The 22,563-nt window shown below is 69.1% G+C and carries 22 protein-coding genes; 10 read left to right on the forward strand and 12 right to left on the reverse strand.

Annotated features, from left to right (window positions below; all coding sequences use genetic code 11):
- Window positions 1–17: 17 nt before the first annotated feature.
- Both BOSE46_RS10525 and BOSE46_RS10530 read right to left on the reverse strand, forming a co-directional pair.
- Window positions 18–1,262, reverse strand: coding sequence for an FAD-binding protein (locus BOSE46_RS10525; protein ID WP_159540197.1), 1,245 nt, complete (start codon window positions 1,260–1,262; stop codon window positions 18–20).
- A gap of 21 nt (window positions 1,263–1,283) precedes the next feature.
- The gene (locus BOSE46_RS10530) at window positions 1,284–2,855 is read right to left on the reverse strand and encodes an ABC-F family ATP-binding cassette domain-containing protein (protein WP_159540198.1); all 1,572 of its coding nucleotides are present in this window, start codon (window positions 2,853–2,855) and stop codon (window positions 1,284–1,286) included.
- 130 nt (window positions 2,856–2,985) lie between these two features.
- Between BOSE46_RS10530 and BOSE46_RS10535 the strand changes: the two genes are divergently transcribed.
- A complete protein-coding gene (locus BOSE46_RS10535) occupies window positions 2,986–3,252 on the forward strand; it encodes a hypothetical protein (protein WP_159540199.1) in 267 nt (88 codons plus the stop codon).
- 74 nt (window positions 3,253–3,326) lie between these two features.
- On the opposite strand, the gene BOSE46_RS10540 is transcribed toward BOSE46_RS10535, so the two are convergent.
- On the reverse strand, window positions 3,327–5,405 hold the full coding sequence (locus BOSE46_RS10540) for a S9 family peptidase (protein WP_159540200.1): 2,079 nt from the start codon (window positions 5,403–5,405) through the stop codon (window positions 3,327–3,329).
- A 68-nt stretch (window positions 5,406–5,473) separates the two neighbouring features.
- Between BOSE46_RS10540 and mshB the strand changes: the two genes are divergently transcribed.
- Genes mshB through BOSE46_RS10560 form a run of 4 tightly spaced genes read left to right on the forward strand, consistent with a single transcriptional unit; the run spans window position 5,474 to window position 9,333 of the window.
- Window positions 5,474–6,379 (forward strand): N-acetyl-1-D-myo-inositol-2-amino-2-deoxy-alpha-D-glucopyranoside deacetylase, encoded by a 906-nt coding sequence (mshB, locus tag BOSE46_RS10545; protein WP_159540201.1) that lies wholly within the window; start codon window positions 5,474–5,476, stop codon window positions 6,377–6,379.
- A 1-nt stretch (window position 6,380) separates the two neighbouring features.
- Window positions 6,381–6,716, forward strand: a complete 336-nt coding sequence (locus tag BOSE46_RS10550) for a hypothetical protein (protein ID WP_159540202.1) — start codon at window positions 6,381–6,383, stop codon at window positions 6,714–6,716.
- Entirely contained in the window at window positions 6,713–7,246 is a 534-nt protein-coding gene (locus tag BOSE46_RS10555) for a flavin reductase family protein (RefSeq protein WP_159540203.1), read from the forward strand. Before BOSE46_RS10550 ends, BOSE46_RS10555 begins: the two co-directional genes overlap by 4 nt.
- The gene (locus BOSE46_RS10560) at window positions 7,243–9,333 is read left to right on the forward strand and encodes a VanW family protein (RefSeq protein ID WP_159540204.1); all 2,091 of its coding nucleotides are present in this window, start codon (window positions 7,243–7,245) and stop codon (window positions 9,331–9,333) included. Before BOSE46_RS10555 ends, BOSE46_RS10560 begins: the two co-directional genes overlap by 4 nt.
- 124 nt (window positions 9,334–9,457) lie before the next feature.
- Here the strand turns inward: BOSE46_RS10560 and BOSE46_RS10565 are convergent, their stop codons facing one another.
- Complete coding sequence (locus BOSE46_RS10565) at window positions 9,458–10,303, reverse strand: hypothetical protein (protein ID WP_159540205.1); 846 nt, start codon at window positions 10,301–10,303, stop codon at window positions 9,458–9,460.
- Window positions 10,304–10,344: 41 nt separating this feature from the next.
- The gene (locus tag BOSE46_RS10570; RefSeq protein ID WP_159540206.1) at window positions 10,345–11,313 is read right to left on the reverse strand and encodes an N-acetyltransferase; all 969 of its coding nucleotides are present in this window, start codon (window positions 11,311–11,313) and stop codon (window positions 10,345–10,347) included.
- A gap of 95 nt (window positions 11,314–11,408) precedes the next feature.
- Between BOSE46_RS10570 and fdxA the strand changes: the two genes are divergently transcribed.
- Together fdxA and dapC are read left to right on the forward strand one after the other, a co-directional pair.
- Window positions 11,409–11,732, forward strand: coding sequence for a ferredoxin (fdxA, locus tag BOSE46_RS10575; RefSeq protein ID WP_159540207.1), 324 nt, complete (start codon window positions 11,409–11,411; stop codon window positions 11,730–11,732).
- Complete coding sequence (gene dapC / locus BOSE46_RS10580; protein WP_159540208.1) at window positions 11,729–12,835, forward strand: succinyldiaminopimelate transaminase; 1,107 nt, start codon at window positions 11,729–11,731, stop codon at window positions 12,833–12,835. The genes fdxA and dapC overlap by 4 nt, the downstream gene beginning before the upstream one ends.
- 82 nt (window positions 12,836–12,917) lie before the next feature.
- Here the strand turns inward: dapC and BOSE46_RS10585 are convergent, their stop codons facing one another.
- The 3 genes from BOSE46_RS10585 to BOSE46_RS10595 are packed head-to-tail and all read right to left on the reverse strand — an operon-like array spanning window position 12,918 to window position 15,880.
- The gene (locus BOSE46_RS10585) at window positions 12,918–13,742 is read right to left on the reverse strand and encodes a hypothetical protein (protein WP_159540209.1); all 825 of its coding nucleotides are present in this window, start codon (window positions 13,740–13,742) and stop codon (window positions 12,918–12,920) included.
- Between the two features lie 2 nt (window positions 13,743–13,744).
- A complete protein-coding gene (gene dapD, locus BOSE46_RS10590) occupies window positions 13,745–14,689 on the reverse strand; it encodes a 2,3,4,5-tetrahydropyridine-2,6-dicarboxylate N-succinyltransferase (protein ID WP_159540210.1) in 945 nt (314 codons plus the stop codon).
- A gap of 24 nt (window positions 14,690–14,713) precedes the next feature.
- Window positions 14,714–15,880 carry an LCP family protein gene (locus BOSE46_RS10595; protein ID WP_159540211.1) on the reverse strand — a complete coding sequence of 389 codons (1,167 nt, stop codon included), beginning with the start codon at window positions 15,878–15,880 and terminating at the stop codon, window positions 14,714–14,716.
- A 154-nt stretch (window positions 15,881–16,034) separates the two neighbouring features.
- Between BOSE46_RS10595 and BOSE46_RS10600 the strand changes: the two genes are divergently transcribed.
- Window positions 16,035–17,468, forward strand: a complete 1,434-nt coding sequence (locus BOSE46_RS10600; protein WP_159540212.1) for an LCP family protein — start codon at window positions 16,035–16,037, stop codon at window positions 17,466–17,468.
- 107 nt (window positions 17,469–17,575) lie between these two features.
- Entirely contained in the window at window positions 17,576–18,979 is a 1,404-nt protein-coding gene (locus BOSE46_RS10605) for an LCP family protein (protein ID WP_159540213.1), read from the forward strand.
- Between the two features lie 7 nt (window positions 18,980–18,986).
- Here the strand turns inward: BOSE46_RS10605 and BOSE46_RS10610 are convergent, their stop codons facing one another.
- The 4 genes from BOSE46_RS10610 to BOSE46_RS10625 form a co-directional block, all read right to left on the reverse strand.
- Window positions 18,987–19,787, reverse strand: coding sequence for an ABC transporter ATP-binding protein (locus tag BOSE46_RS10610; protein ID WP_159540214.1), 801 nt, complete (start codon window positions 19,785–19,787; stop codon window positions 18,987–18,989).
- Entirely contained in the window at window positions 19,771–20,664 is an 894-nt protein-coding gene (locus tag BOSE46_RS10615) for an ABC transporter permease (protein ID WP_159540215.1), read from the reverse strand. Before BOSE46_RS10615 ends, BOSE46_RS10610 begins: the two co-directional genes overlap by 17 nt.
- Before the next feature lie 81 nt (window positions 20,665–20,745).
- Window positions 20,746–21,411 carry a TIGR03089 family protein gene (locus tag BOSE46_RS10620; RefSeq protein WP_159540216.1) on the reverse strand — a complete coding sequence of 222 codons (666 nt, stop codon included), beginning with the start codon at window positions 21,409–21,411 and terminating at the stop codon, window positions 20,746–20,748.
- Window positions 21,408–22,175, reverse strand: coding sequence for a 2-phospho-L-lactate transferase CofD family protein (locus tag BOSE46_RS10625; protein ID WP_159540217.1), 768 nt, complete (start codon window positions 22,173–22,175; stop codon window positions 21,408–21,410). Before BOSE46_RS10625 ends, BOSE46_RS10620 begins: the two co-directional genes overlap by 4 nt.
- Window positions 22,176–22,291: 116 nt before the next feature.
- Here BOSE46_RS10625 and BOSE46_RS10630 point away from each other — a divergent pair, with 116 nt between their 5' ends.
- Window positions 22,292–22,546, forward strand: a complete 255-nt coding sequence (locus BOSE46_RS10630; RefSeq protein WP_056212467.1) for a WhiB family transcriptional regulator — start codon at window positions 22,292–22,294, stop codon at window positions 22,544–22,546.
- Window positions 22,547–22,563: the final 17 nt, after the last annotated feature.

Raw genomic sequence — 22,563 nt, forward strand, 5'->3', positions numbered from 1 at the left:
GAACCGCAACGACTACGTCACACGCGGCCGAGCCACCCCGACGTCTGCTCGTTGCGGAATGTGCCGGTCGGGTCGAGGCGATCGGCCAGTGACCGGAACTCGGCGATGCGCGGGTAGGCCGCGTCGAGCCGGTCGCGGTCGCTCGTGAAGACCTTGCCCCAGTGCGGCCGGGCGGCGTACGGCGACAGGGCATCGTCGAGCGCCGGCAGCAGTGCCGTCACCTCGGGGACGTGCATGCGCCAGGTGAAGTGGATCGCGAGGCAGTCGAGGTCATGGCTCGGGCTGAGCCACAGGTCGTCGGCCGCGATCGTGCGCAGCTCGCTGACGAACAGGTGCGGGCGGATGGCCGGGGCGAGCGAACGTACCGCGTCGATCGCTGCGAGTGCGTGGAACCGGGGCACGAGGTACTCGGTCTGCAGCTCCTCGCCGTTGCTCGGGGTGAAGCCGAGGCGGAAGTGCGGCAACCGGTCCCACCAGACGCCGGGCGCACCGAGCTGCTTGGTCGTGAACTCGGCCGACTCGTCGGGCAACGGGTGCAGCTCGCGGGTCGCCGGTGCAGCGCCGAAGAAGTCGGCCGGGGGAGTGACGTCGGCCCGCGACTTGAGCCACGCCTGACCCGCACCGGCATCGCCCCAGTCGGTGAACATGCTGACGCTGTAGGCGCTCGCCGTGATCGCGTCGAGGTTGGCGGCGATCGACTCCCACGACACGCCCTCGTAGACGTCCTGGCGCACCTGGAACGTCGGCACGATGTCGAGCGTGACCTTGGTGACGATGCCGAGGCAGCCGAGCGACACGACCATGCCGGCGAAGTCGGTGTCGCCGCGGCGCACCGTCAGCACCGAGCCGTCGCCGGTCACGAGCTCGAGCGCGGCCACCGAGCTGGCGAGGCTGCCGTTGTGGTCGCCCGAGCCGTGAGTGCCGGTCGCGATTGCACCGGCGACCGAGATGTGGGGGAGCGAGGCGAGGTTGTGCAGTGCCCAGCCCGCGCGGTCGAGCTCCTCGACCAGCTCCCCGTAGCGCAGGCCGGCCGAGACGGTCACCTCACGCGCCGACTCGTCGACCTCGACGAGTGCCGGGAGCTTCGCGACCGAGACCTGTACACCCGACGTGTCGGCGATCCGGTTGAACGAGTGCCGGCTGCCGAGCCCGCGTACGACGGGCTCGGCGGCCACGACCTCGCAGAGCTCGTCGACCGAAGCCGGTTCGAGCAGCGCCGAGGCGCCGTACGTCAGATTGCCTGCCCAGTTGGTCCCGGTCATGTCACCAGTGTGCTGGTCGGCTCACACGGCGATCCTCCGGGTGAGCCCGAGGTCGTCGAGGAACCTCTCGTCGTGGCTGACCACGATGAACGCGCCACGGTACGACTCCAGCGCCTCGACCAGGTGGCGGATGCTCGGCAGATCGAGGTTGTTGGTCGGCTCGTCGAGCAGCAGGAGCTGCGGTGCGGGCTCGGCCAGCAGGAGGCACGCCAGCGTTGCGCGCAGGCGCTCGCCGCCCGACAGCGTCGATGCCGGTTGGTCGGCCGCCCGCCCGCGGATCAGGAAGCGCGCGAGCTGGGCCCGCCGGTCGTTCTCGGTCGTCGCCGGAGCGATCCGGGCGACGTTCTCGGCGACCGTGAGGGCTCCGTCGAGCAGGTCCATGCGCTGCGGCAGGAGGCGGATCGGCACGTGCGTGCGTACCGTGCCGGCCGCCGGCTCCAGCTCACCGGTGACGGTGCGCAGCAGCGACGTCTTGCCCGATCCGTTCCGTCCCGTGAACCCGACCCGCTCCGGCCCGCGGAGCTCGAGGTCGAGCTGCAGGTCGCCGTACGCCGGACGTACGCCGTCCAGCGTCAGGACGTTCCTCCCGCTGGGCACGACCGTGTTGGGCAGGTCGACGCGGATCTCGCGATCGTCGTGGACGAGCTCCTCGGCCTCGGCCAGCCGTGCGGTGGCGTCCTCGATCCGGTCCTCGTGGATGCCGCGAAGCTTGCCGGCAGACACCTGTGCCCGGCGCTTGTAGTTGCCCATCGCGATCTTGGGCATCCGCTTCTCGGCCCACGCCTTCTCGCCCTGCTTGCGCCGGGTCGTCAGCACGGACTCCGCCTCGATGCGGTCGCGCTTCTGGGCGCGCAGGTCCGACTCGGCGACCCGCACCATCCGCTCGGCCGCCTCCTGCTCGACCGCGACCGCGGCCTCGTAGTCGTCGAACCCGCCGCCGTACCAGCGCACGCCGCCGGCCCGGAGCGAGCCGATGTCGTCCATCGCGTTGAGCAGCTCGCGGTCGTGGCTGACCACGAGCAACGTGCCCTTCCAGGCGGCGACGATGTCGATCAGCCGCTCGCGCGCGTCGGCGTCGAGGTTGTTGGTCGGCTCGTCGAGCAGCAGGATCGACGGTCGCGTCAGCAGCCTCGCGACCAGTGACAGCAGGACGAGCTCGCCACCCGACACCGAGGCGACCGGGCGGTCGAGGCCGAGGTGGCCCAGGCCGAGCCGGGCGAGCTCGGCTTCCGTACGCTCGGCGATGTCCCAGCCGTCGCCGATGACGTCGAAGTCGTCGATCGCGGTCGAGCCGCCCTCGACACGTTCGAGCGCCGTGAGGATGGCGGCAATGCCGAGCACCTCCGCGACGGTCTGCGTCGGGTCGGCACCCGGGTCCTGCGGAAGGTAGGCGACCGCGCCGTCGACGCCGATCGAGCCACGTTGAGGCGTGAGCTCGCCGGCGATCAGCCGCAGCAGCGTCGACTTGCCCGAGCCGTTGAGGCCGATGAGGCCGTGCCGGCCGGGGCCGATGCCGAGATCGAGGCCGTCAAGGACGACGGAACCGTCAGGCCAGGCGAAAGAGAGGTCGTTGACAGAAAGTGATGCACGCATGTGCGCTCCATGAGGTCGATGGGTGCGCAGGCCGCTGTGGGCTGCTGCGCGGGATCTGACCTCAGAGCTTCAACGGACCGGCTACCTGTTCCTCAGGGAATGCGAACGCTGCCCATCATACGATCTCAACGTGCGCGAAATCTACTTCGACTCCGACGACGACTCGGAGGAGCTGGTCAAGGCCCTCGAGGGCGAGGGCTACACGACCTCGCTGAGGCGCGAGGCGTTCGCCGGCGAGGAGGACTGGGAGGACCGTGCGTGGGTGCTCGTGGTCGAGCCGTTCGACGAACGGGTCGTGGAGATGGTCGACGTGTACGGCGGCTGGCTGCCCGGCGACGACCGCGTCCCGGACGACCCGCCGCCTCTGCCGGACGTACCGAAGCGCCTCAAGGACTGACAGCCCGCTGGGAGTGACGTTTGCGTCGGGGCGCCACGGCGATTCGCGACCCAAACATCACTCCCAGCGGGGATCTAGCCGAGGTGGTCCTTGAGGAACTGCACCTGCAGCAGCTTGAGGTTCTCGGCCACGACCTCCTGCGGCGTCATGTGCGTGACGCCCGACAGCGGCAGCACGGTGTGCGGCCGGCCGGCGGCGAGCAGCGCGGATGACAGCTGGAGCGTGTGGGCCGCGACGACGTTGTCGTCGGCGAGGCCGTGCATGATCATGAGCGGCCGCTCGAGGCCCGGCGCCAGGTGCAGCAGGGAGTTGCGGTCGTAGACCTCCGGCTCGGTGCGGGGGTCGCCGAGATAGCGCTCGGTGTAGCACGTGTCGTAGAGCCGCCACTCGGTCACGGGCGCGCCGGCGACGGCGGCATGGAACACGTCCGGCCGCCTGAGCACCGCGAGCGCCGAGAGGTAGCCGCCGTACGACCAGCCGGTGATGCCGACGCGGGTCGTGTCGACATCGTCGGGGTACGCCTTGGCGACCGCCTCGAGCGCGGCGACCTGGTCGTCGAGCGTGATGGTGGCGAACTCGTGCAGCACCGAACGCTCCCACGCGTGGCCCCGTCCGGGAGTGCCGCGGCCGTCCGCGACGATGACGCAAAAGCCCTGGTCGGCGAGCCACTGCGGCTCGAGGAACGCACGCGCCGACGCCATGACGCGCTGGGCGTGCGGGCCTCCGTACGGGTCCATCAGCACCGGGAGGCGGCGCGAGCCCGGCTCGTGGTCGGAGGGAAACAGGATCGCCGTACGCAGCTGGTGCTCGCCTGCAGCGACCAGCGTGACGACGGGCTCGTGCGGAGCCGGCTCGGCGAGCACCCGGATCGGGGCCGGCTCAGAGTCCTCCTGGTGCACGACGACCGTCGTGCCGACCGCCTCGAGGCCGGAGCGCACGATGACCGTGGTGGGTCCGCCGACCACGGCGCCGTGCACGGCGGCGCCGTCGGTGACCTCGGTGATCGTGCCGTCGAAGCCGAAGCGCACGATGTGCACCTCGGTCGGCTCCTGCGAGGCGGCGGCCACGACACAGTCCTCGAAGACGTCGATCAAGCCGCGGACCTGCCAGCCGTCGGCGGACACGGCCAGGCCGTCACGGAGCACGCGCCGCCAGCCATCGGCATCCTCGACGGTGATGAGCGAGCCGCCGGGTGCGAACCTCGGCGCGGACGACAGCTCGACCCAGGCCGGGTCGCTCAGCTCGCGCCGGACGCTGGTCTGCCCGGTGGTGACGTCGACCGAGAGGATCTGGGACGACTTCTGGTCGCGGCTCAGGACCTGGATCACCGGGGCGCCGTGCGCGTTCCAGGACACGCGGCCGAGGTACTCGTACGTCGTGCGGTCCCACTCGACCTGCCTGCGGTTGCCGTCGAGGTCGACGTGCCACAGGGTGACGTCGGCGTTGGGCGTACCGGCGGCGGGATAGCGCTGGGCGACGGGCTCGCGCTCGGGGTGCTCCGGGTCGGCGATGTGCCAGGTCTGGACCGGTGCCTCGTCGTAGCGCTCGACCAGCAGGGACTGCCCGTCGGGCGCCCACCAGAAGCCGCGGAAACGTTCCATCTCCTCCGCCGCGATGAACTCGGCCTGGCCCCACACCTCGGTGGCCGTGTCGGGCTCGACGAGCGCGCGCTCATCGCGGCCGCCGACGTCGATGACGCGGAGCGCGCCGCCTGAGGCGTACGCGATGAGGCGTCCCGTGGGGTCGAGGTGCGGGTCGATGACGGCGCCGACGCTCGGTAGTGAGTGCACCGCCTTGGCGCCGAGGTGGACGGCCCAGAGCTGGCCGGAGAGCGCGAAGCAGGCCCAGCGTCCGGTCTCGTCGACGTCGTACGCGACCACCCCCGCAGCCGACTCACGGCTGCGCTCGCGGCGGGAACGCTCCTCGGCGGACAGCTGTTCGCCCTCGGCACCCAGCAGCTCGACGGGATCGACGAGGACGGACTCGGTGCCGGTCTCGACGTCGTACTCCCAGAGCTCGCCGGTCCGCGTCACGCCGTCGGGCGTACGGATGAAGCGCACCGTGCGTCCGTCGGGCGACACCGTGATGTTGCGGGGAATGCCGAGGGTGAAGCGCAGCGTGCGGGCGGCGAGACGCGGATAGGAGACGGTCATGCCCCGATCCAATCACGGCCAGTGGCGCACGTCGGCTTCACGTCAGTGGTGGTCAGTAGCCTTGGGGCATGACCTCGAACGACCGGCGGATCCTGCTCGTCCATGCCCATCCCGACGACGAGTCGATCGGCAACGGCGCGACGATGGCCAAGTACGCCGCCGAAGGAGTGCAGGTCACGCTCGTCACGTGCACGGCCGGCGAGGAGGGCGAGATCCTCACTCCCGAGATCGAGCACCTCGCTGCGGACCGTGAGGACGGGCTCGGCCCGCATCGCATCGAAGAGCTCGCGGCGGCGATGAAGGCGCTCGGCGTCACGGACCACCGGTTCCTCGGCGGCCCGGGCCACTTCCGCGACTCGGGCATGAAGTGGGCCGACGACGGCAGCGCGACCGTCGCCGACGAGACCCGCCCCGACACGTTCTGGCACGCCGACCTCACCGTGGCGGCCGACCTGCTGGTCGAGATCATCCGCGAGACCCGGCCGCAGGTCCTGGTGACGTACGACCAGTTCGGCGGCTACGGCCACCCCGACCACATCCAGGCCCACCGGGTCGCGACCTACGCGGCGTCGCTCGCGGCCGTGCGCTCCTACAAGCCAGAGCTCGGTGCGGCGTGGGACATCGCCAAGATCTACTGGGGCGCGATGTCCAAGTCCCAGATGGCCGAGGGCATCCGCAAGCTCCGCGAGGCCGGCGACGAGACGAGCTTCGAGGGCTGGGACCCCGACAACCTGCCGTGGGGCGCGACCGACGACGAGCTCGACGCCAAGGTCGAGGCCGACGCCTGGGCCGAGGCCAAGATGGATGCGATGAAGGCGCACGCCTCGCAGATCGCCGTCGACGGACCGTTCTTCGCGCTGTCCAACAACGTCGGCTCGCAGGTGTGGGGCACCGAGTTCTACCGCCTCGCCAAGGGTCAGCGCGGCCCGGTCGGGCCTGACGGTCTCGAGGAAGACCTGTTCGCCGGTCTCTGAGGTGAGGCGCGCAGCACTCGTCGTGCTCGGTGCGTACGTCGCCGTCCTCGGCGCGTTCGTGCACCGGCACGTGTGGCGGTCCCACGGGGTCGACTGGCCGTGGGGGCTCGTGCTGGCGATCGTCGCCACGTACGCCGTGGTGCTTGCCGCCGACCGGGTCGTACGTACCGGAGGTGCCTGGTTCGGGCTCGGCTGGGGGATCGTCCTGCTGGTCCAGCAGTTCTCGCCCGGCGGCAGCTATCTGGTCGCCTCGGACTGGCGTGGCTGGGCGTTCACGATCGGTTGCCTGGGGGCCATCGTGGTCGGGGTCGTCCGCACTCCTAGGCTGGAGCAATGACCGCGACGGTGGACCAACCCGCGTTTCGCGGTGCGCTTGCACGATTTGCCAGCGGAGTCACGGTCGTCTCGACGGTTCAGAACGGCGTCGACCATGCCATGACGGCGAGCGCGTTCACGTCGGTGTCGCTCGACCCGCCGCTGGTCCTGGTGTGCTCGCACAAGTCGAGCCGCTTCCACGAAGCCGTCCTCGAGACCGGGTTCTGGGCGGTCTCGATCCTCGCGGAGGAGGGCATCGCTGCCTCGGCCTGGTTCGCGCACCGCGGCCGGCCGCTGGAGGACCAGATGCAGGGCATCGCGTTCCACCGCGGCGCGTCCGGGGCGGCGCTCCTCGACGAGTCGCTGGCTTGGCTGGAGTGCACGACGGTTTCCGTCACGGACGGTGGTGACCATACGATCTTGGTCGGCGCGGTGTCCGGGGCGGCGGTCAACGACAGCATCGACGACCCGCTGCTCTACTACCGTTCGCACTACGGCACGATCGTGCGTCTGCCTGACTCGGAGAAGACCGTCTACGGGAGCACCTCATGACCGACAAGCCAGACGAGCACCTCACGCCCGACGACCTGCCGGAGCCCGCGGACGACACTCCGGTCGACGACGCGCCCGAGCCTGCTGTCGATGACACCTCGGAGCCGGACCTGGCCGACGAGGGCGATGGCGTCGTCGAGCCCGGCCTGGTGGTCGAGCACGACGAGGAGATCGAGCTCGACGCCGTGCCCGACGTCGAGCCGGCGTACGAGCTGCAGCCCGGCGAGGACACCGTGCTGCACGACGCGCCGCTCGCGTACGACGCTCCAGAGACTGACGAGGAGCTCGACGAGGTCGTGGCCGCTCCCGTCGACGACGCACCGGCTGCCGACGACGCCGGCGACGACAGCACCGACCTGCAACCGCCCGGATCGGGCGACGAGGGCGGGTCCGCCCACTGGGGTCGACGGGTCCTGCTCGGGCTCGTCCTGGTCCTCGGTGTGCTCTACGTCGGCGGCTACTTCCTCACCGGTGCCCGTATGCCCGCCAACGCCACGATCGGCGGAGTCGACGTCAGCGGCAAGTCGCCGTCCGCGGCCCGCGATGCCGTCGACAAGGCGCTGACGCCCAACGTCGACCGCGAGATCGTCCTCACGCACGGCAAGACCGAGTTCCGCATCAAGCCCAAGGACGCCGGCCTGGCCTTCGACCTCGACCGTACGATCAGCGACGCCGGCGGCGAGCGCAGCTGGAAACCGGCCGACATGGCCGGCCTGTTCTTCGGCGACCACAAGACCGATCCGGCGCTCGATGTCGACGACGCCAAGCTGCAGAGCTCGATCGGCACGATCGGCGAGACCGTCAATCGTGACGTCGTCGAGGCGCTGATCAGCTTTCCCAAGGGCAAGCCCAAGGCGCGTGAGCCCAAGGCCGGCCGGGTCATCGCCCGGGCGGACGCCGCCGACGCGATCCGCGGGGCGTACCTCGTCAGCAACAAGCCCGTCGTGGTGCCGACGGCGGTCGTCGAGCCCGCGGTGGACTCAGACGGTCTCGCCGACGCGATGAAGACCATCGCCAAGCCGGCCGTCAGCGCACCCGTCACGATCCGCGTCGGCGACAAGAAGGTGTCGCTGCCTGTCACGGCGTACGCGCCGGCGCTTGTCGTCCGCGTCAAGGACGGCAAGCTGCAGCCCTATCTCGACCCCAAGAAGCTGGCCGGCCCGCTGACGGACTCGACGACCGGCATCGGCAAGAAGGCCGTCGACGCCACGGTCAAGATCGAGGACAACAAGCCGGTCATCAAGCCCGGCAAGGAGGGCGTCGGCCTGCAGCCCAAGGAGATGGCGGTCAAGCTGCTCCCTGCGCTGACCGAGTCGGGGTCCAAGCGCGCGGTCGTGGTCGAGGCCAAGCTCGTCGAACCTCTGTTCACGACCGCCGACGCCAAGGCGCTGAGGATCAAGCAGAAGATCAGCAGCTTCGAGACCCAGTTCCCGTACGCCGAGTACCGCAACACCAACCAGAGCCGCGCCGCCGAGCTGATCAACGGCACGATCCTCAAGCCCGGTGAGACGTTCAGCTTCAACTCCATCGTCGGTGAGCGCACGGCGGCCAACGGCTTCGTGACCGGCACCGTCATCAACGGCGGCGTCTTCCGCGAGGAGCTGGGTGGCGGGGTCTCACAGGTCGCCACGACGACCTACAACGCCGGGTTCTTCGGCGGCATGGACGACGTCGAGCACCACCCGCACGCGTTCTACATCAACCGCTACCCGGTGGGCCGCGAGGCGACGGTCTACTACGGCAACCTCGACCTGCGCTTCAAGAACCCCACGAAGTACGGCGTCCTGATCCGCTCGTACGTCGTCAAGAGCACCCCGTCGTCGGCCGGCATCATGCACGTCGAGCTGTGGAGCACCAAGGTGTGGGACATCAAGGCCGGCCAGTCGGCCAAGCGCAACGGCCGCTCGCCCGGCAAGCAGTACGACGACACCGACCGTTGCGTGCCGCAGGACCCGATCCCGGGCTTCGACATCGACATCTACCGCTACTTCTACAAGGGCGGCAAGAAGGTCAAGACCGAGACCGACACGGCCAACTACCAGGCCGCCGACCACGTCATCTGCGGCAAGAAGCCGAAAACCGACTGACGCTGACGGGTCACTTACTGACCACCGAGGGGTCAGTTGTCGGGCCACTCGATTGGCAAAAGTGACCCGTCAGCGGGCAACAAGTGACCCGTCAGCGGGCGAAAAGTGACCCGTCAGCGGAGGCCTACACCGCGACGTTGAGCTTGAGGGTCATGCCGTCGTCGGGGGTCCCGGTCGCGTTCGCCATCTGCAACGAGTAGCCGTCGCTGAAGACCATGTCGGAGTCGAGCGGTGTCCGGGCAAAGTTCTGCACGCTCTGCTCGTACCCGGACGTTGCATAGACCCGCTTGCAGGTGTCCTCCGGCAGCGCGATCTGTGAGGTGCGCAGCTTGCCGGTCGCCTTCTGTGCGTCGGCCGCGGTCCTGTAGACCTCGAAGTGGATGTGCGGCCAGCGGCCTTGGTAGGCGCCGGGGAAGATCGTCGTGAAGGTCAGCCTGCCGTCGGCGTCGGCTGCCTGCACGCCGCGCAGGTAGTTCTCGTCGGCGATCTCCGACTCGTACATCGAGTAGCGGCCCTCCCTGTCGCAGTGCCAGATGTAGACCGCCGCGCCCTCGTACGGTGTGACCTCGCTGCCGTTCATGTCGAAGATCGTCAGGTCGATCGTCGTCCTGACCCCCTCGGCGGTCGTGCTGGTGCCGCCGAAGCTCGACCTGATGTCGCTGCGCACGACGCCGCTCTCGGTCAGCACGTTGGCCCCGTTCGAGCCGTCGGCCGGGAAGGGGCCGCCGGTCTCCTCCGGCACCTCGCCGTCGACTGTCGCGTTGGTCGTCGACGGCGAGCCCGACGTCGACGGAGTGCTGCTCGTCGCGGGCGTGCCGCCCGACGAGTCACTGCCGCTGCAGGCGGCCAGCGCGGCGGCGAGCCCGGCACCCGTCAACAGTCCCAGCGCCCGCCGGCGATTGAGCAGGGCCGGCAGGTCGTGGGACAGCCCGAGGTCGTGTTCGTGGGGCCCGTCGTGATCGTGAGTCATGCGTTCAGCGTACGAATGCTGAGTGGACGCAACCCGTGGCTTCACTGTGCGGAGTCTGTGGATCCGGGCTCGAGGTAGCGGTAGTCGTGGTGGTCCGCGAAGCCGTACGGCTTGTAGAGCGCCAGCGCTGCGTGGTTCGAGCGCATCGTCTGGAGGTACGCCTTGTCGGCTCCGTGCTCCACGGCCCAGGCGAGGGAGGTCTCGACGATTCGGCGAGCGAGGCCCTGCCGCCGGTGCTCGGGGGAGACCTCGACGCAGGCGATGCCGGCCCACTCGCCGGTGACCACCACACGCCCGATCGCCACGGCCGGTGTGCCGATCGAGACGAACCCGACGGTGTCCGGCCCTTCGAGCACGGCTCGGGCGGCGACCGGGTCGTTGACCCGTCCGTAGTTGACCAGCCAGTCGTCGTCGGCCGTGGCGGCGATGCGGGCATCCGGGTCGGCGTCGTATGCCGGGTCGAGATCGGCGACCAGGACGACCGCTCCACCGTGGTAACCCGTCATCGGGATCCAGCCGGCACCGGCGAACGCCCGCTCGCCGGAAGATCCGACGACGACCTGAGCCAGCGCGGGGGAGTCGTGCGACGCGTAGAACGCGCGCACCCGGTCGAGTGCGTCACCGAACGGCAGGCCCGGGTCCCCGTGGACCGCGACGGAGTTGGCCCGGCCGGTGAACCGCCCGGACGTGCGCAGCTCCCAGTCGCCGAGGGCGACCGACTCGATGGCAGGCCAGCCGCGGGAGGTGATGCGGGTCAGGTCAGCGGGATCGACGTCGCCGGCCCGGCGCCGCCGGAGCGGCCGGTCGGGGACCGGCTTCCACGTCACGACATCCGCCAGGGCCACGACCTGCGTACGCCCGTCGCGACGCTCGAGAGTCACCGCGGCTGCATCGACCGCGCGCACCCGTCCGATGACGTCGCTCATGGCGGGTCCGCCCGACGGTCCGGTGCCGCCCACGGCGTACCGGACGACGACGCGCTGGCCCACGGAGGTGGCGTCAAGGGGCATGCCCCCAGCGTTCCATGTCATGAGGTGGACCTCATGTGCGGGAGGTGGAGCGGAGGCGTGATACTAGAGCCCAGTCCCTTGAAGGAGAAATGCTCGTGACGTACGTGATCGCCCAGCCGTGTGTGGACCTCAAGGACCGCGCTTGTGTGGACGAATGTCCCGTGGACTGCATCTACGAGGGCAACCGCATGCTCTACATCCACCCCGACGAGTGCGTCGACTGTGGTGCGTGTGAGCCGGTCTGCCCCGTCGAGGCGATCTTCTACGAGGACGACACGCCGCCGGAGTGGAAGGACTACTACGCCGCCAACGTCGACTTCTTCGACGACATCGGCTCGCCCGGTGGTGCAGCCAAGCTCGGCGTGATCGACAAGGACCACCCGCTGATCGCCGCGCTGCCCCCGCAGTCCCAGGAATGACCACGAGGGGCAACGTCTCCGCGAAGTTCCCGGACTTCCCCTGGGACACGCTCGCGGCGGCCAAGGCTCGCGCTGCGGCGCATCCCGGCGGCCTCGTCGACCTGTCGATCGGCACGCCGGTCGACCCCACGCCCGACGTCGCACGCGAGGCGCTCGTCGCCGCGGCCGACGCCCCGGGCTATCCCACGGTCTTCGGCCCTGAGTCGCTGCGGCAGGCCGCCGTCGACTGGATCGAGCGCCGCTTCGCGGTGACCGGGCTCAGCGCCTCGCAGGTGCTGCCGACGATCGGCTCCAAGGAGCTCATCGCCAACCTGCCGGTGCAGCTCGGACTCGGCGCGGACGACCTGGTCGTGGTCCCTGAGCTGGCCTATCCGACGTACGAGGTCGGCGCCCGCTACGCCGGCTGCGAGGTCGTGGCCACCGACTCGACACTGTCGCTCGGCCCCCGCGTCCCGGCGATCATCTACCTCAACTCTCCGGCGAACCCGTCCGGCCGCATCCTGCCGCCCGACCACCTCCGCAAGGTCGTCGACTGGGCTCGTGAGCGCGGCACCCTGGTGGTCTCCGACGAGTGCTATCTCGAGTTCGCCTGGGAAGGCGAGCCCTACTCGGTCCTGCACCCTGACATCTCTGGCGGATCGTCCGAGGGCATCCTCGCGGTGCACTCGCTGTCGAAGCGGTCCAACCTCGCCGGCTACCGCGACGCGTTCGTCACGGGCGACCAGGCCGTGGTCTCCGAGCTGCTCGAGGTCCGCAAGCACCTCGGCTTCATGGTCCCGACGCCGGTGCAGGCCGCGATGGCCGCTGCGCTCGCTGACGACGACCACGTCGAGGCGCAGCGCAAGACGTACGCCGCCCGTCGCCTCGACCTGCGCCGCGCGTTCGAGTCCGCGGGATTCTCCGTCGAGCACTCCGAGGGCGCGCTCTACCTCTGGATGACCCGCGGCGAGCCGTGCCGCGACACGATCGACTGGCTCGCCGAGCGCGGCATCCTGGCGGCGCCGGGCGACTTCTACGGTGCTGCGGGCTCCCAGCACGTACGCGCGGCGTTCACCGCGACCGACGAGCGCGTCGCCGAAGCCGTCACCCGCCTGACCGCCTGAGCCGAATCCCCGCTGAGCGTGACGTTCTTGTCGCGACACGCCGGTGAAACGCGCCCAAACGTCACTCCCAGCGGGGATGGGGTCAGTTCGTCGAGACGCGGACGGTGTCGGAGTCGGCGCCCGAGCGAGCGGTCCAGCCCTGGTCGGAGTCGTCGGCGTTCCACTCGCGGTTGCCGAACGAGATGTCGGTGATCCGCAGGCGTGACGCGTTGCCGACCAGGTAGTGCGCGAGCGCCCAGCCGCGCGCCTTCACGTCGGACGCCTTGCCCGTGAGCGGGTACGACGCGTCGTCGCCGTCCGTGTCGAACGCGATCTTGCCGAACGCCGCCTTGACGTCCGTGGTGACCCGGTCGATCGTGCCGCTGCCCTTGGGATTGATCTGGCAGGTGAACTTCGCCGGGCTGTAGCCACGGAGTGCCGATGCGAGCGCCCGGGCGTAGTCCTCGTGCTGGGCGTACGCACCGGGGAACGCGGAACGCTGCACCTTCTGCGCCGCGTCCGTGATCTTCATCGACTCATAGCCCTTGACCTTGACGAGCGCGTCGTAGAACCGGCCGATCGAGTAGTGCGGGTCGCTGATCTGCTCGACCGTGCCCCACCCCTGCGACGTACGTTGCTGGAACAGGCCCACCGAGTCGCGGTCGCCGTAGTCGATGTTGTGGATCTTCGACTCCTGGAACGCCGTGGCGATAGCGATCGTCGTGGCCCGCGGCGGCAGCCCGCGGCGCTGCGAGATCGCCGCCATCAGCGTCGTCCACCGGGCCTGCTCGAGATCGATCTCGGCCCTGACCTTGCCGACCTGGGCGACGCACGACTCGCTGCGCAGCGGCTCGCGGTCACGCAGCACCACCGCGACCATCACGGTGGCGGTGAGGAGGGCGAGGACGACGAACCAGCGAAAACGCACAGTCAGTTCGCGTGGAGGTCGGCGTTGAGCTCGATGCCCGTACGCTCACCGCGCGGCCGGGCCTCGATGGCGCCGGTCTGGCTGTTCGTCAGGAACAGGATGCCGTTCTCGCCCGACAGCTCCGACGCCTTGATGACGGTGCCGTCAGGCATCGTCACCTTGGAGCCCGCGGTGACGTACGTGCCGGCGGCCACGACGCAGTCGTTGCCGAGCGAGATGCCGATGCCGGCGTTGGCGCCGATCAGGCTGTTCTCGCCGACGGTGATGACGGCCTTGCCGCCACCGGACAGCGTGCCCATGATCGATGCGCCGCCACCGACGTCCGAGCCGTCGCCGACCGTGACACCGGCGGAAATGCGGCCCTCGACCATCGCCGTGCCGAGCGTGCCGGCGTTGTAGTTGACGAAGCCCTCGTGCATCACGGTGGTGCCCTCGGCGAGGTGCGCGCCGAGGCGTACGCGGTCGGCGTCACCGATGCGTACGCCGGACGGGACGACGTAGTCCGTCATGCGCGGGAACTTGTCGACGCTCGTGACCTGGACGTGCAGGCCGGCGCCGCGCGCCCGGGCCCGGATCGTCTCGAAGCCGTCGACGGGGCAGGGGCCGAGCGAGGTCCATACGACGTTGGTCAGCAGCCCGAAGATGCCGTCGAGGCTCTGGCCGTGCGGGGCGACGAGCCGGTGCGACAGCAGGTGGAGGCGCAGATAGACGTCGTACGCGTCGGTGGGCGGCTGCTGCAGGTCGTCGATCACGGTGTGGACGACGACCTTGTGCACCTCGCGGATCGCGTCCTGGCTGGCCAGCGCGGTCAGCTCGGCGGGCTCCGGGTCGGGATCGGGCGCGGCGCCGAGCCGAGGCTCGGGGTACCAGACGTCGAGGACCGTGCCGTCGAGAGTCAGCGTGGCGACGCCATAGGCGTACGCGCCGGGATGATCCGCAGAAGTCATGCCCCCAAACCTATCGGGGGGACCTCAGCGCTTGGGCAGGCCGTCCTTGGTGCACAGGCTGCCGATCTGGTCGGTGCGATCCTTCTTGATGTAGTCGAACATCTTGGGCGCCCGCTCGGGGTCCCAGGTGACCGCGAAGTCGCGCAGCGGCACGGTGCAGTTGAGCCCGCCGCCGCCCATCGAGGCCGACAGGGCGAGCGCGAACCGGAACAGCGCGATGGGGCTGACGTCGTCGCCGATGCGCAGCGAGCCGGAGGCGCCCTTGGCCACGCTGAGGTAGCGGACGGGGTTGATCACGGTCCACGGCGACTTGGCCTTGGCGGCGATCGACCCGAGCACCTCGCGCTGGCTCTGCACGCGCTGGATGTCCTGCGTCGCGTACGAGTGCCGGTTGCGGGAGTAGGCCAGCGCGGTCTTGCCGTCGGCGTTCTGGCAGCCCTTGCGGACGTTGAGCCCCGAGTCCTTGTCCTTGATGCGCTCCTTGGGACAGATCTCGACGCCACCGAGCGAGTCGACGACCTTGACCAGGCCGCCGAAGCCGACCTCGATGTAGTCGTCGACCTTGATGCCGGTGTTGCCCTCGATCGTGCGGACGAGCAGCTTGGGCCCGCCGAACGCGTACGCCGCATTGATCTTGGTGCGGCCGTAGCCGGGGATGTCGACGAGCGAGTCGCGGGGGAGCGACATGAGGATGCTGGGACCGCTGCCGGTGTGCAGCAGCATGATCGTGTCGGTGCGTCCGCGACCGCCGGTGTCACCGCCGGTCGTGAGCTCCTTCTGCTCCTCCTTGGTCAGGCCGCGACGGCTGTCGGAGCCGACGAGCAGGTACGTCGTGCCGGGCTGGTCGGCCGGGCGTCCGGTCGCCGGCGAGGCGTCGACCTTCTCGATCTGGCCCCAGGCCCACCAGGGCACGGCGACGAGGAACACGACCCAGGCGAGCACGATGAGCCCGAAGATGCGCCGGCCGTTGTGCTTCTTCTTGGGCTTCTTGGGCCCGGACGGCGGCACGTCGTCGGCGCGGCGGCCCGGCGGCGGCAGGTTGGGCGGCGGCAGGTCGTCGCCTGCGCCGCGACTCGGCGGCGGCAGGTTCGGGGGAGGCAGGTCGGACGACGGTCCGCGCGGCACCGGTCGGGTCGGCTGGTCCTCGCCGTACAACCAGCCGTACTCGCCCTCGGGACGCTCATCTGACATGAGCACGAACGTACCTGACCTCGCTGCACGAGCCCGGCAGCCGCCCTGACGACCCGGCGAAATTCCCGTGCACGCCCGGCGCGCCCTCAACCTCAACTGGAGAGTTTGTGTGGATACTGAGAATCACCTCAGCCTCTTCCCCCGTGAGGACACCATGTCTGACGTTCGCTCGAGTGTGATGGGTGGGTCGTACGCCCATCCGGCCGACACCTCCGCACGCATCCAGTTCCGCCGCGCACTGACCCTCACGGCGATGACCCTTGTCATGCCCGGGTCCGCCCAGCTCGTGAATGGCAACAAGCGGATCGGCCGCATCGCCGTACGCGTGTGGCTGGCGTTCCTCGCCGTCGGCGCGGTCCTGCTGTTCCTCGCCATGAACTCCCGCAAGCAGCTGCTGTCCCTCCTGATCGAGAGTCCGTTGCTGCCGGTTGGCCGCTGGATCCTCATCGCCGGGGCCGTCGCCTGGGTCGCGCTGATCGTCGATGCGTGGCGCCTGGGCCGCCCGCTCGAGCTGCGCCGCAAGCACCGGCTCTGGATGACCGGCATCAACAGCGTCCTCTGCTTCGTCACCGCGGGGACGTTGTTCTTCGCAGCCCACCTGGTCGCCGTGCAGACCTCGTTCGTCGGCGACGTGTTCAACGCCAGTGAGGTCTCCAAGCCGCAGGAGGGTCGCTACAACGTGCTCCTGCTCGGCGGCGACTCCGGGCCCGAGCGCAGCGGCCTGCGGCCAGACTCGCTGACTGTCGCGAGCATCGACAAGAACACCGGCCGCACGGTGCTGGTCGGCCTGCCCCGCAACCTGCAGAACGTGCCGTTCCCCAAGGGCTCGGTCATGCGCAAGGCGTTCCCCAACGGCTTCAACGGTGAGGGCCAGTACCTCAACGCGATCAACACCTGGGCCAACGACCATGCCTCGCTGTTCAAGCAGAAGAACCCGGGCCTCAAGGCCACGATGGGCGCCGTCGAGGAGATCACGGGCCTCAAGCTCAACTACTACGCGATGGTCAACATGCACGGCTTCTCCAAGCTCGTCAACGCGGTCGGCGGCGTACGCCTCAACGTCCAGCAGCGCACCGCGATCGGTGGCATCGGCTCGCCGATCCGCGGCTGGATCGAGGCCGGCGAGCAGACGCTGACCGGCGACCAGGCACTCTGGTACTCCCGCAGCCGCGTGCAGAACGACGACTTCTCGCGCATGGGCCGGCAGAAGTGCGTCATGAACGCGATGCTCCACCAGCTCAGCCCGCAGAAGGTGCTGTTCAACGTCGAGAAGATCGCCAGCTCCAGCAAGGCGCTCCTCACGACCAACATCCCCAAGTCCGAGCTCGACGTCTTCGTCGACCTGGCGCTGAAGGCAAAGACGCAGAAGGTCTCGACCGTCTCGCTGGTCCCGCCGGTGATCTACACCGGCAACCCGGACTTCAAGAAGGTCCGCAGGCTGATCGACCACGCGATCGACAAGGCCGAGGGCCGGTCCTCGATCCCCGGTGGCATCACGAAGGCCAGGCTGTCGGTGCCGAAGACCGGCGACGACGCCAACGATCCGCGCAAGGCCAACCAGAGCTCCGACCTCGGCGCTGCGTGCTGACCGGCCGGACGGACCTGAGTACTCACTGAGATCACTGACGCGATGTCACGGAAGCACCGCGCGTCAGTGATAATGGATGCTTCGTCGGTCACACCGTAAGGGATCTCATGTCGCATCGCGCGAGTCTCTTGGGCCGCGGCTACCAGGACAACCACCTGGACTCGCCGCGCGTCCGCTTCCGCCGCGCCCTGCTGCTGTGCCTCATGACGGTCCTGGTTCCCGGCTCCGGCCACATCGCCGTCGGCAAGCGCGCGGTCGGCTGGTTCGCGGTGACCCTGTGGCTCGCCGCGCTCGGCGGTGGCGGCTATGTGCTGTGGAAGTACCGCACGGATCGCGCCGAGGTCCTGGGCTGGTTCACCGACACCGACGTCCTGATGCTCGCGCGGGCCGGCATCGTCGCGGTCGCCGTGCTGTGGGGCATCCTCTTCCTCGACGCGTGGCGGCTGGCCTCGCCGTTCCGCCTCAACTTCATGCGGGCGGCACTCATCACGGTGCTCAACCTCGCGATCATCGGCGGCGTCGCCGGCTCCACGGCGTACGCGTCACAGCTCATCAAGGTCTCGCGCGACACCGTCAAGGTCGTGTTCAAGGCCACCAAGACGTCGGAGCCGCTCAAGGGCCGCTACAACATCCTGCTGCTCGGCTCGGACGCCCGCGCCGACCGCACCGGCATCCGCCCCGACTCGATGACCGTCGCCAGCATCGACGCCGACACCGGCAAGGTCGTGCTGATCTCGTTGCCGCGCAACCTGCAGAACGTGCCGTTCTCCAAGGGCTCGCCGATGCTCAAGGTCTACCCGTACGGCTACAACTGCGGGCCGACTTGCCTGCTCAACGCGGTGCACACGGCGGCGCAGAACCGTACGGACCTCTACCCGGGCAGCAAGGACCCGGGGCTCGACGCCACGATCGACGCGATCCAGGGCGTCACCAAGCTCAAGATCAACTACTACGTCATGGTCAACCTCAACGGCTTCAAGGGTCTGGTCAACGCGGTCGGCGGGGTCACGATGGACGTCAAGACGCGCATCGCGATGTTCGGCCACGACGACGCCTGGAAGAACAAGTACATCGAGATCGGCAAGCAGAAGCTCAACGGCCAGCAGGCGCTCTGGTACGCCCGCAGCCGCGTTCAGTCCGACGACTACACCCGCATGGGCCGGCAGAAGTGCCTGATGGCCGCGATGGCCGACCAGCTCAGCCCGCAGAAGGTGCTGCTCAACGCGACCAAGATCGCCAAGTCCGGCAAGGAGCTGCTCAGCACCAACATCCCGGCCAAGGAGCTCGGTCAGTTCGCGGACCTGGCGCTCAAGTCGCGCGGCGAGAAGATCCGCACGGTGTCGGTCGTCCCGCCGGAGTTCAACACCGTCACGCCGGACTTCCCGGCCATCCAGGCGGCGATCCAGAAGGCGATCGACAAGTCGGAGTCGACGGTCAAGTCGACCAAGAAGCCCAAGGACGACTCGGGCCGCGCCGCCAACCAGACCGACGACCTCAACGCCGTCTGTTAAGAGCGACCTACGGCTGCTGGTCCTGCGCGGTGTCGTACGCGTTGATGACCTCGTCGGGCTCGCCGTCCATGACGAGCGTGCCCTGGTCGAGCCAGATGACCCGGCTGCAGGTGTCCTTGATCGACTGCATCGAGTGACTCACGAGGAAGACCGTGCCGGCGTTGTCGCGGATCTCGCGGATGCGCGCCTCGCTGCGGGCGCGGAACCGACGGTCACCGACCGCGAGCGCCTCGTCGACGATCAGGATGTCGTGGGTCTGGACGCTGGCGAGGGCGAACTTCAGCCGCGCCGTCATGCCTGAGGAGTAGGCCCGCATCGGCAGGTCGATGAACTTCTCGAGGCCCGAGAACTTCACGATGTCGTCGTAGTTGGCGGCGATCTCGTCGCGGGTGAAGCCCATCGCCAGGCCGCCGAGGATGATGTTGCGCTCGCCCGACAGGTCCTTCATGAGGGCAGCGCCGACGCCCAGCAGGCTGGGCCGCGAGGTCGCGTAGATCGCGCCACGGCTGGTCGGCGTGAGGCCGACGATGGCTCGCATGAGGGTCGACTTGCCGGAGCCGTTGGTGCCGATGACGCCGATGCTGTCCTGCTCGTACGCCGTGAACGACACGCCCTTGAGCGCGTGGACCGTACGCATCTGCTTGCCGCGGCCCTTCAGGACGTTGGAGCGACGGTCGGCCGCGGTGGGCCGCTTGCCGGTGGCGAACACCTTGTACTCCACGTGCACGTCGTCGACGACGACAACGGGCTTGCGGTCGGTGGGCGGCTGGGGAGCCTGGACCTGGGTCTCGTCAGTCGACACGGCCATACCTTTCCTCGGCGCGCCAGAAGAACCAGACCCCGAAGACGAACAGGCCGATCGACCAGACGCTCGCGTAGAGCCAGTAGCGCTCGTCGATCGTGTAGGAGTTGCCGGGCAGGAGGGCCGAGCGGGCGAGGCTCAGGAACTCGTGGACCGGCTGGAAGTGGCTGATCGTGATGATCGTGGGGTGGCCTTCGGTGGCTTCCTTGCTCGCGGTGGCCTTGTGGGGACCGAACCGCTCCTCGACGCTGAAGAAAATGCCGGTCGTGTAGAAGAAGAACCGGGTCAGGAACGGCAGGAAGTTGTTGACGTCGCGCCAGTGCGCGGCCAGGCGGGCCGTGACGAGGGCGAGCCCGCAGTTGAAGACGTAGTAGAGCGCGAAGATCGGGATGATCAGGATCCAGTGGAGCTGCGGAGCGTTGCCGGCGATCATCAAGAACGCCAGCATGATGCCGACCGTGGGCAGGAACTGCAGGAACCGTTGCGTGACGGCGGCCAGTGGCAGCACCATGCGCGGGAACGCCAGGCTCTGCACGAGCGCCGCGTTGTTGGTGATGGCCTTGCCGCCGGCGGTCCACGACTGGGAGAAGAACTCGAAGATGAACACGCCGATGATGAGGAACTCGACGAAGTGCGGCGGGCGCGTGTCGCTGGGGAGCAGGAAGCCGAAGATCATCCCGTAGACCAGCGCGTTGAGCAGCGGCTTGAGGATGACCCAGAACATGCCGAGCGAGTTCTGCTGGTTCTCCGACTCGATCTTGAATCGCGACATCGAGTAGATGAACGCCCGGCGCTTCCAGACGTCAGCGACGTAGTCGCGAAGCGGGGGGCGGCCGCCGACCTTGTGCAGGCCCAGGCGCGCCGCGTCCTCGGCGATTGTCATCCGTGTGGTGTCCCTACTGTTCAGACATTCGGGGGCGCCTGACGTCTGCCGTCGAGGCATCGTTGAGTGTAATGGATCGGCCTACCCGGGCTCGGCGCCCTCCTGCGCGCTCACGCGTGAGATCTGCTCCGGTGTGGCGGATGACACGATCACCAAGGAGCCGCCACCCAGGCACGCGGCGACGATCAGCTCGGCGTCGCGCCGGACGTCGCCAGGAGTGACGAGCCGACGTACGCCGTCAGGAGCGGCGGCGTCTAGCAGTTCGGCGTGCGTGAGAGCGGTGCCGTCGAGGTCGAGTGCCAAGGTCGAGGGTTCCGGCGGGTCGAGGGCGACGAAGTGGTCGCCGTGCCCCGGCACCTCGGCGCCCAGGTCGAGGAAGCCGGCCGGCGCCTCGGGGAACCGGCCGCCCAGCGGACGCAGCGAAGCCGCAACACGTACGGGCTCGTCGGCGACGAGGTCAGGACCGCTCAGCCCGATGTCGGCGGAGCTGTCGACGACGGCCGCGCCGACGTTCCACGCCGACAGGATCCAGACCGTGGTCAGCCAGTGGCTCGGCAGCCCGATGCGGACACGGCTGCCCGGCGCCGCGTCGAGGTCGTCGACGAGGAAGTTGCTGGTCTTGGCGACCCAGTTCGCGGTCGTGGTCGTGCTGAGCTCGACGCGTTCGCCGGTGGCCATGTCGTAGTAGGTCACGAGCGGCTGCGAGGGGTCGGCCGCTGATCGGAGCGGCTGGTCGAGCGTCCTCATGCCGCGACCTTGCGCGCGCGGTCGAGCACGGTGGCGGCGTCGGCCGGCACGGGCTCGGGCCGGCCAGGATCGGGCTCCCGCAGGCCGGCGACACGTACGAGCTCAGCTGGCGCGGAGTCCTCGTGGTCGACGACCAGCACCGGCAGGTCGTCGCCGACCAGGTCGCGGAAGCCGGGCGTACGCAGGACCGGGTCGATCGCCAGCGTGCGGCTCGAGGGCCCGAGCACCAGGACGTCGCAGCCGAGCACGGCCGACGAGACGGCGGGGGAGACCGAGATCTGATCGGCGATCAGGAGCAGCTGCGTGACTCTGTGGGCCGAAGGATCGGCGAGGTACTCGTCGACCGGGATCGCTCGCGGTTCGTCAGAGCCGACGACGACGCGGAACTCGGCTCGGTCCTCGCACATGGGCAGCAGCCTGTAGGGGAGCGCGGCGCGGATGCCCGCCGCGAGCGTCGCATCCGTGAGGGCGGTTCCCGTCGCGACGAGCTCGGTGCGGACCAGCCGCACCGCCACGGCCTGGTCGCCGGCCCGTTGCCACGTGGGTGTGTAGCCGACTGCCTCGAGCGCGTCGGCGACGGCGTACGTCGCGGGGGTCGCGGGGGTCAGGAGGCCGTCGAGGTCAGGGCTCGCCTGCAGGCCGGCGGCGACGTGGCCACGTACGGTCGGGGCGACCACCGTGAGCTCGTCACCGGGCTCGAGGAGCTCACCGAGCTCGTGGGCGAAGGGTGCGCCGTCGGCGCCGACGACGAGCAGAATGCGCATTCGATCATTCTCTCTTGCCCTATCGGACGTCCGGCACGGGGGCGACACGCCGGGGATTTCATGAATCTTGCCATTCGGCTTGACTTGTGACAGGTGACAGGACTGTAATTCCATGTATGTCATTCGATCTGGGTCTGCCGCAAGAGCTCGATGAAGAACTCATGTGGCAAGAGCGCGCCCTTTGCGCTCAGACGGACCCCGAGGCGTTCTTCCCTGAGAAGGGCGGATCCACACGTGAGGCCAAGCGAGTGTGCCTGACGTGCGACGTCCGTGGAGAGTGCCTCGAGTACGCCCTGGCACATGATGAGCGGTTCGGCATCTGGGGCGGTCTGTCCGAGCGTGAACGTCGCAAGCTGAAGAAGCGGGCTTAGAAACGCTCGTTTCCCTC

The sequence above is a fragment of the Aeromicrobium sp. 9AM genome, assembly GCF_902506105.1.
Lineage (GTDB): Bacteria > Actinomycetota > Actinomycetes > Propionibacteriales > Nocardioidaceae > Aeromicrobium.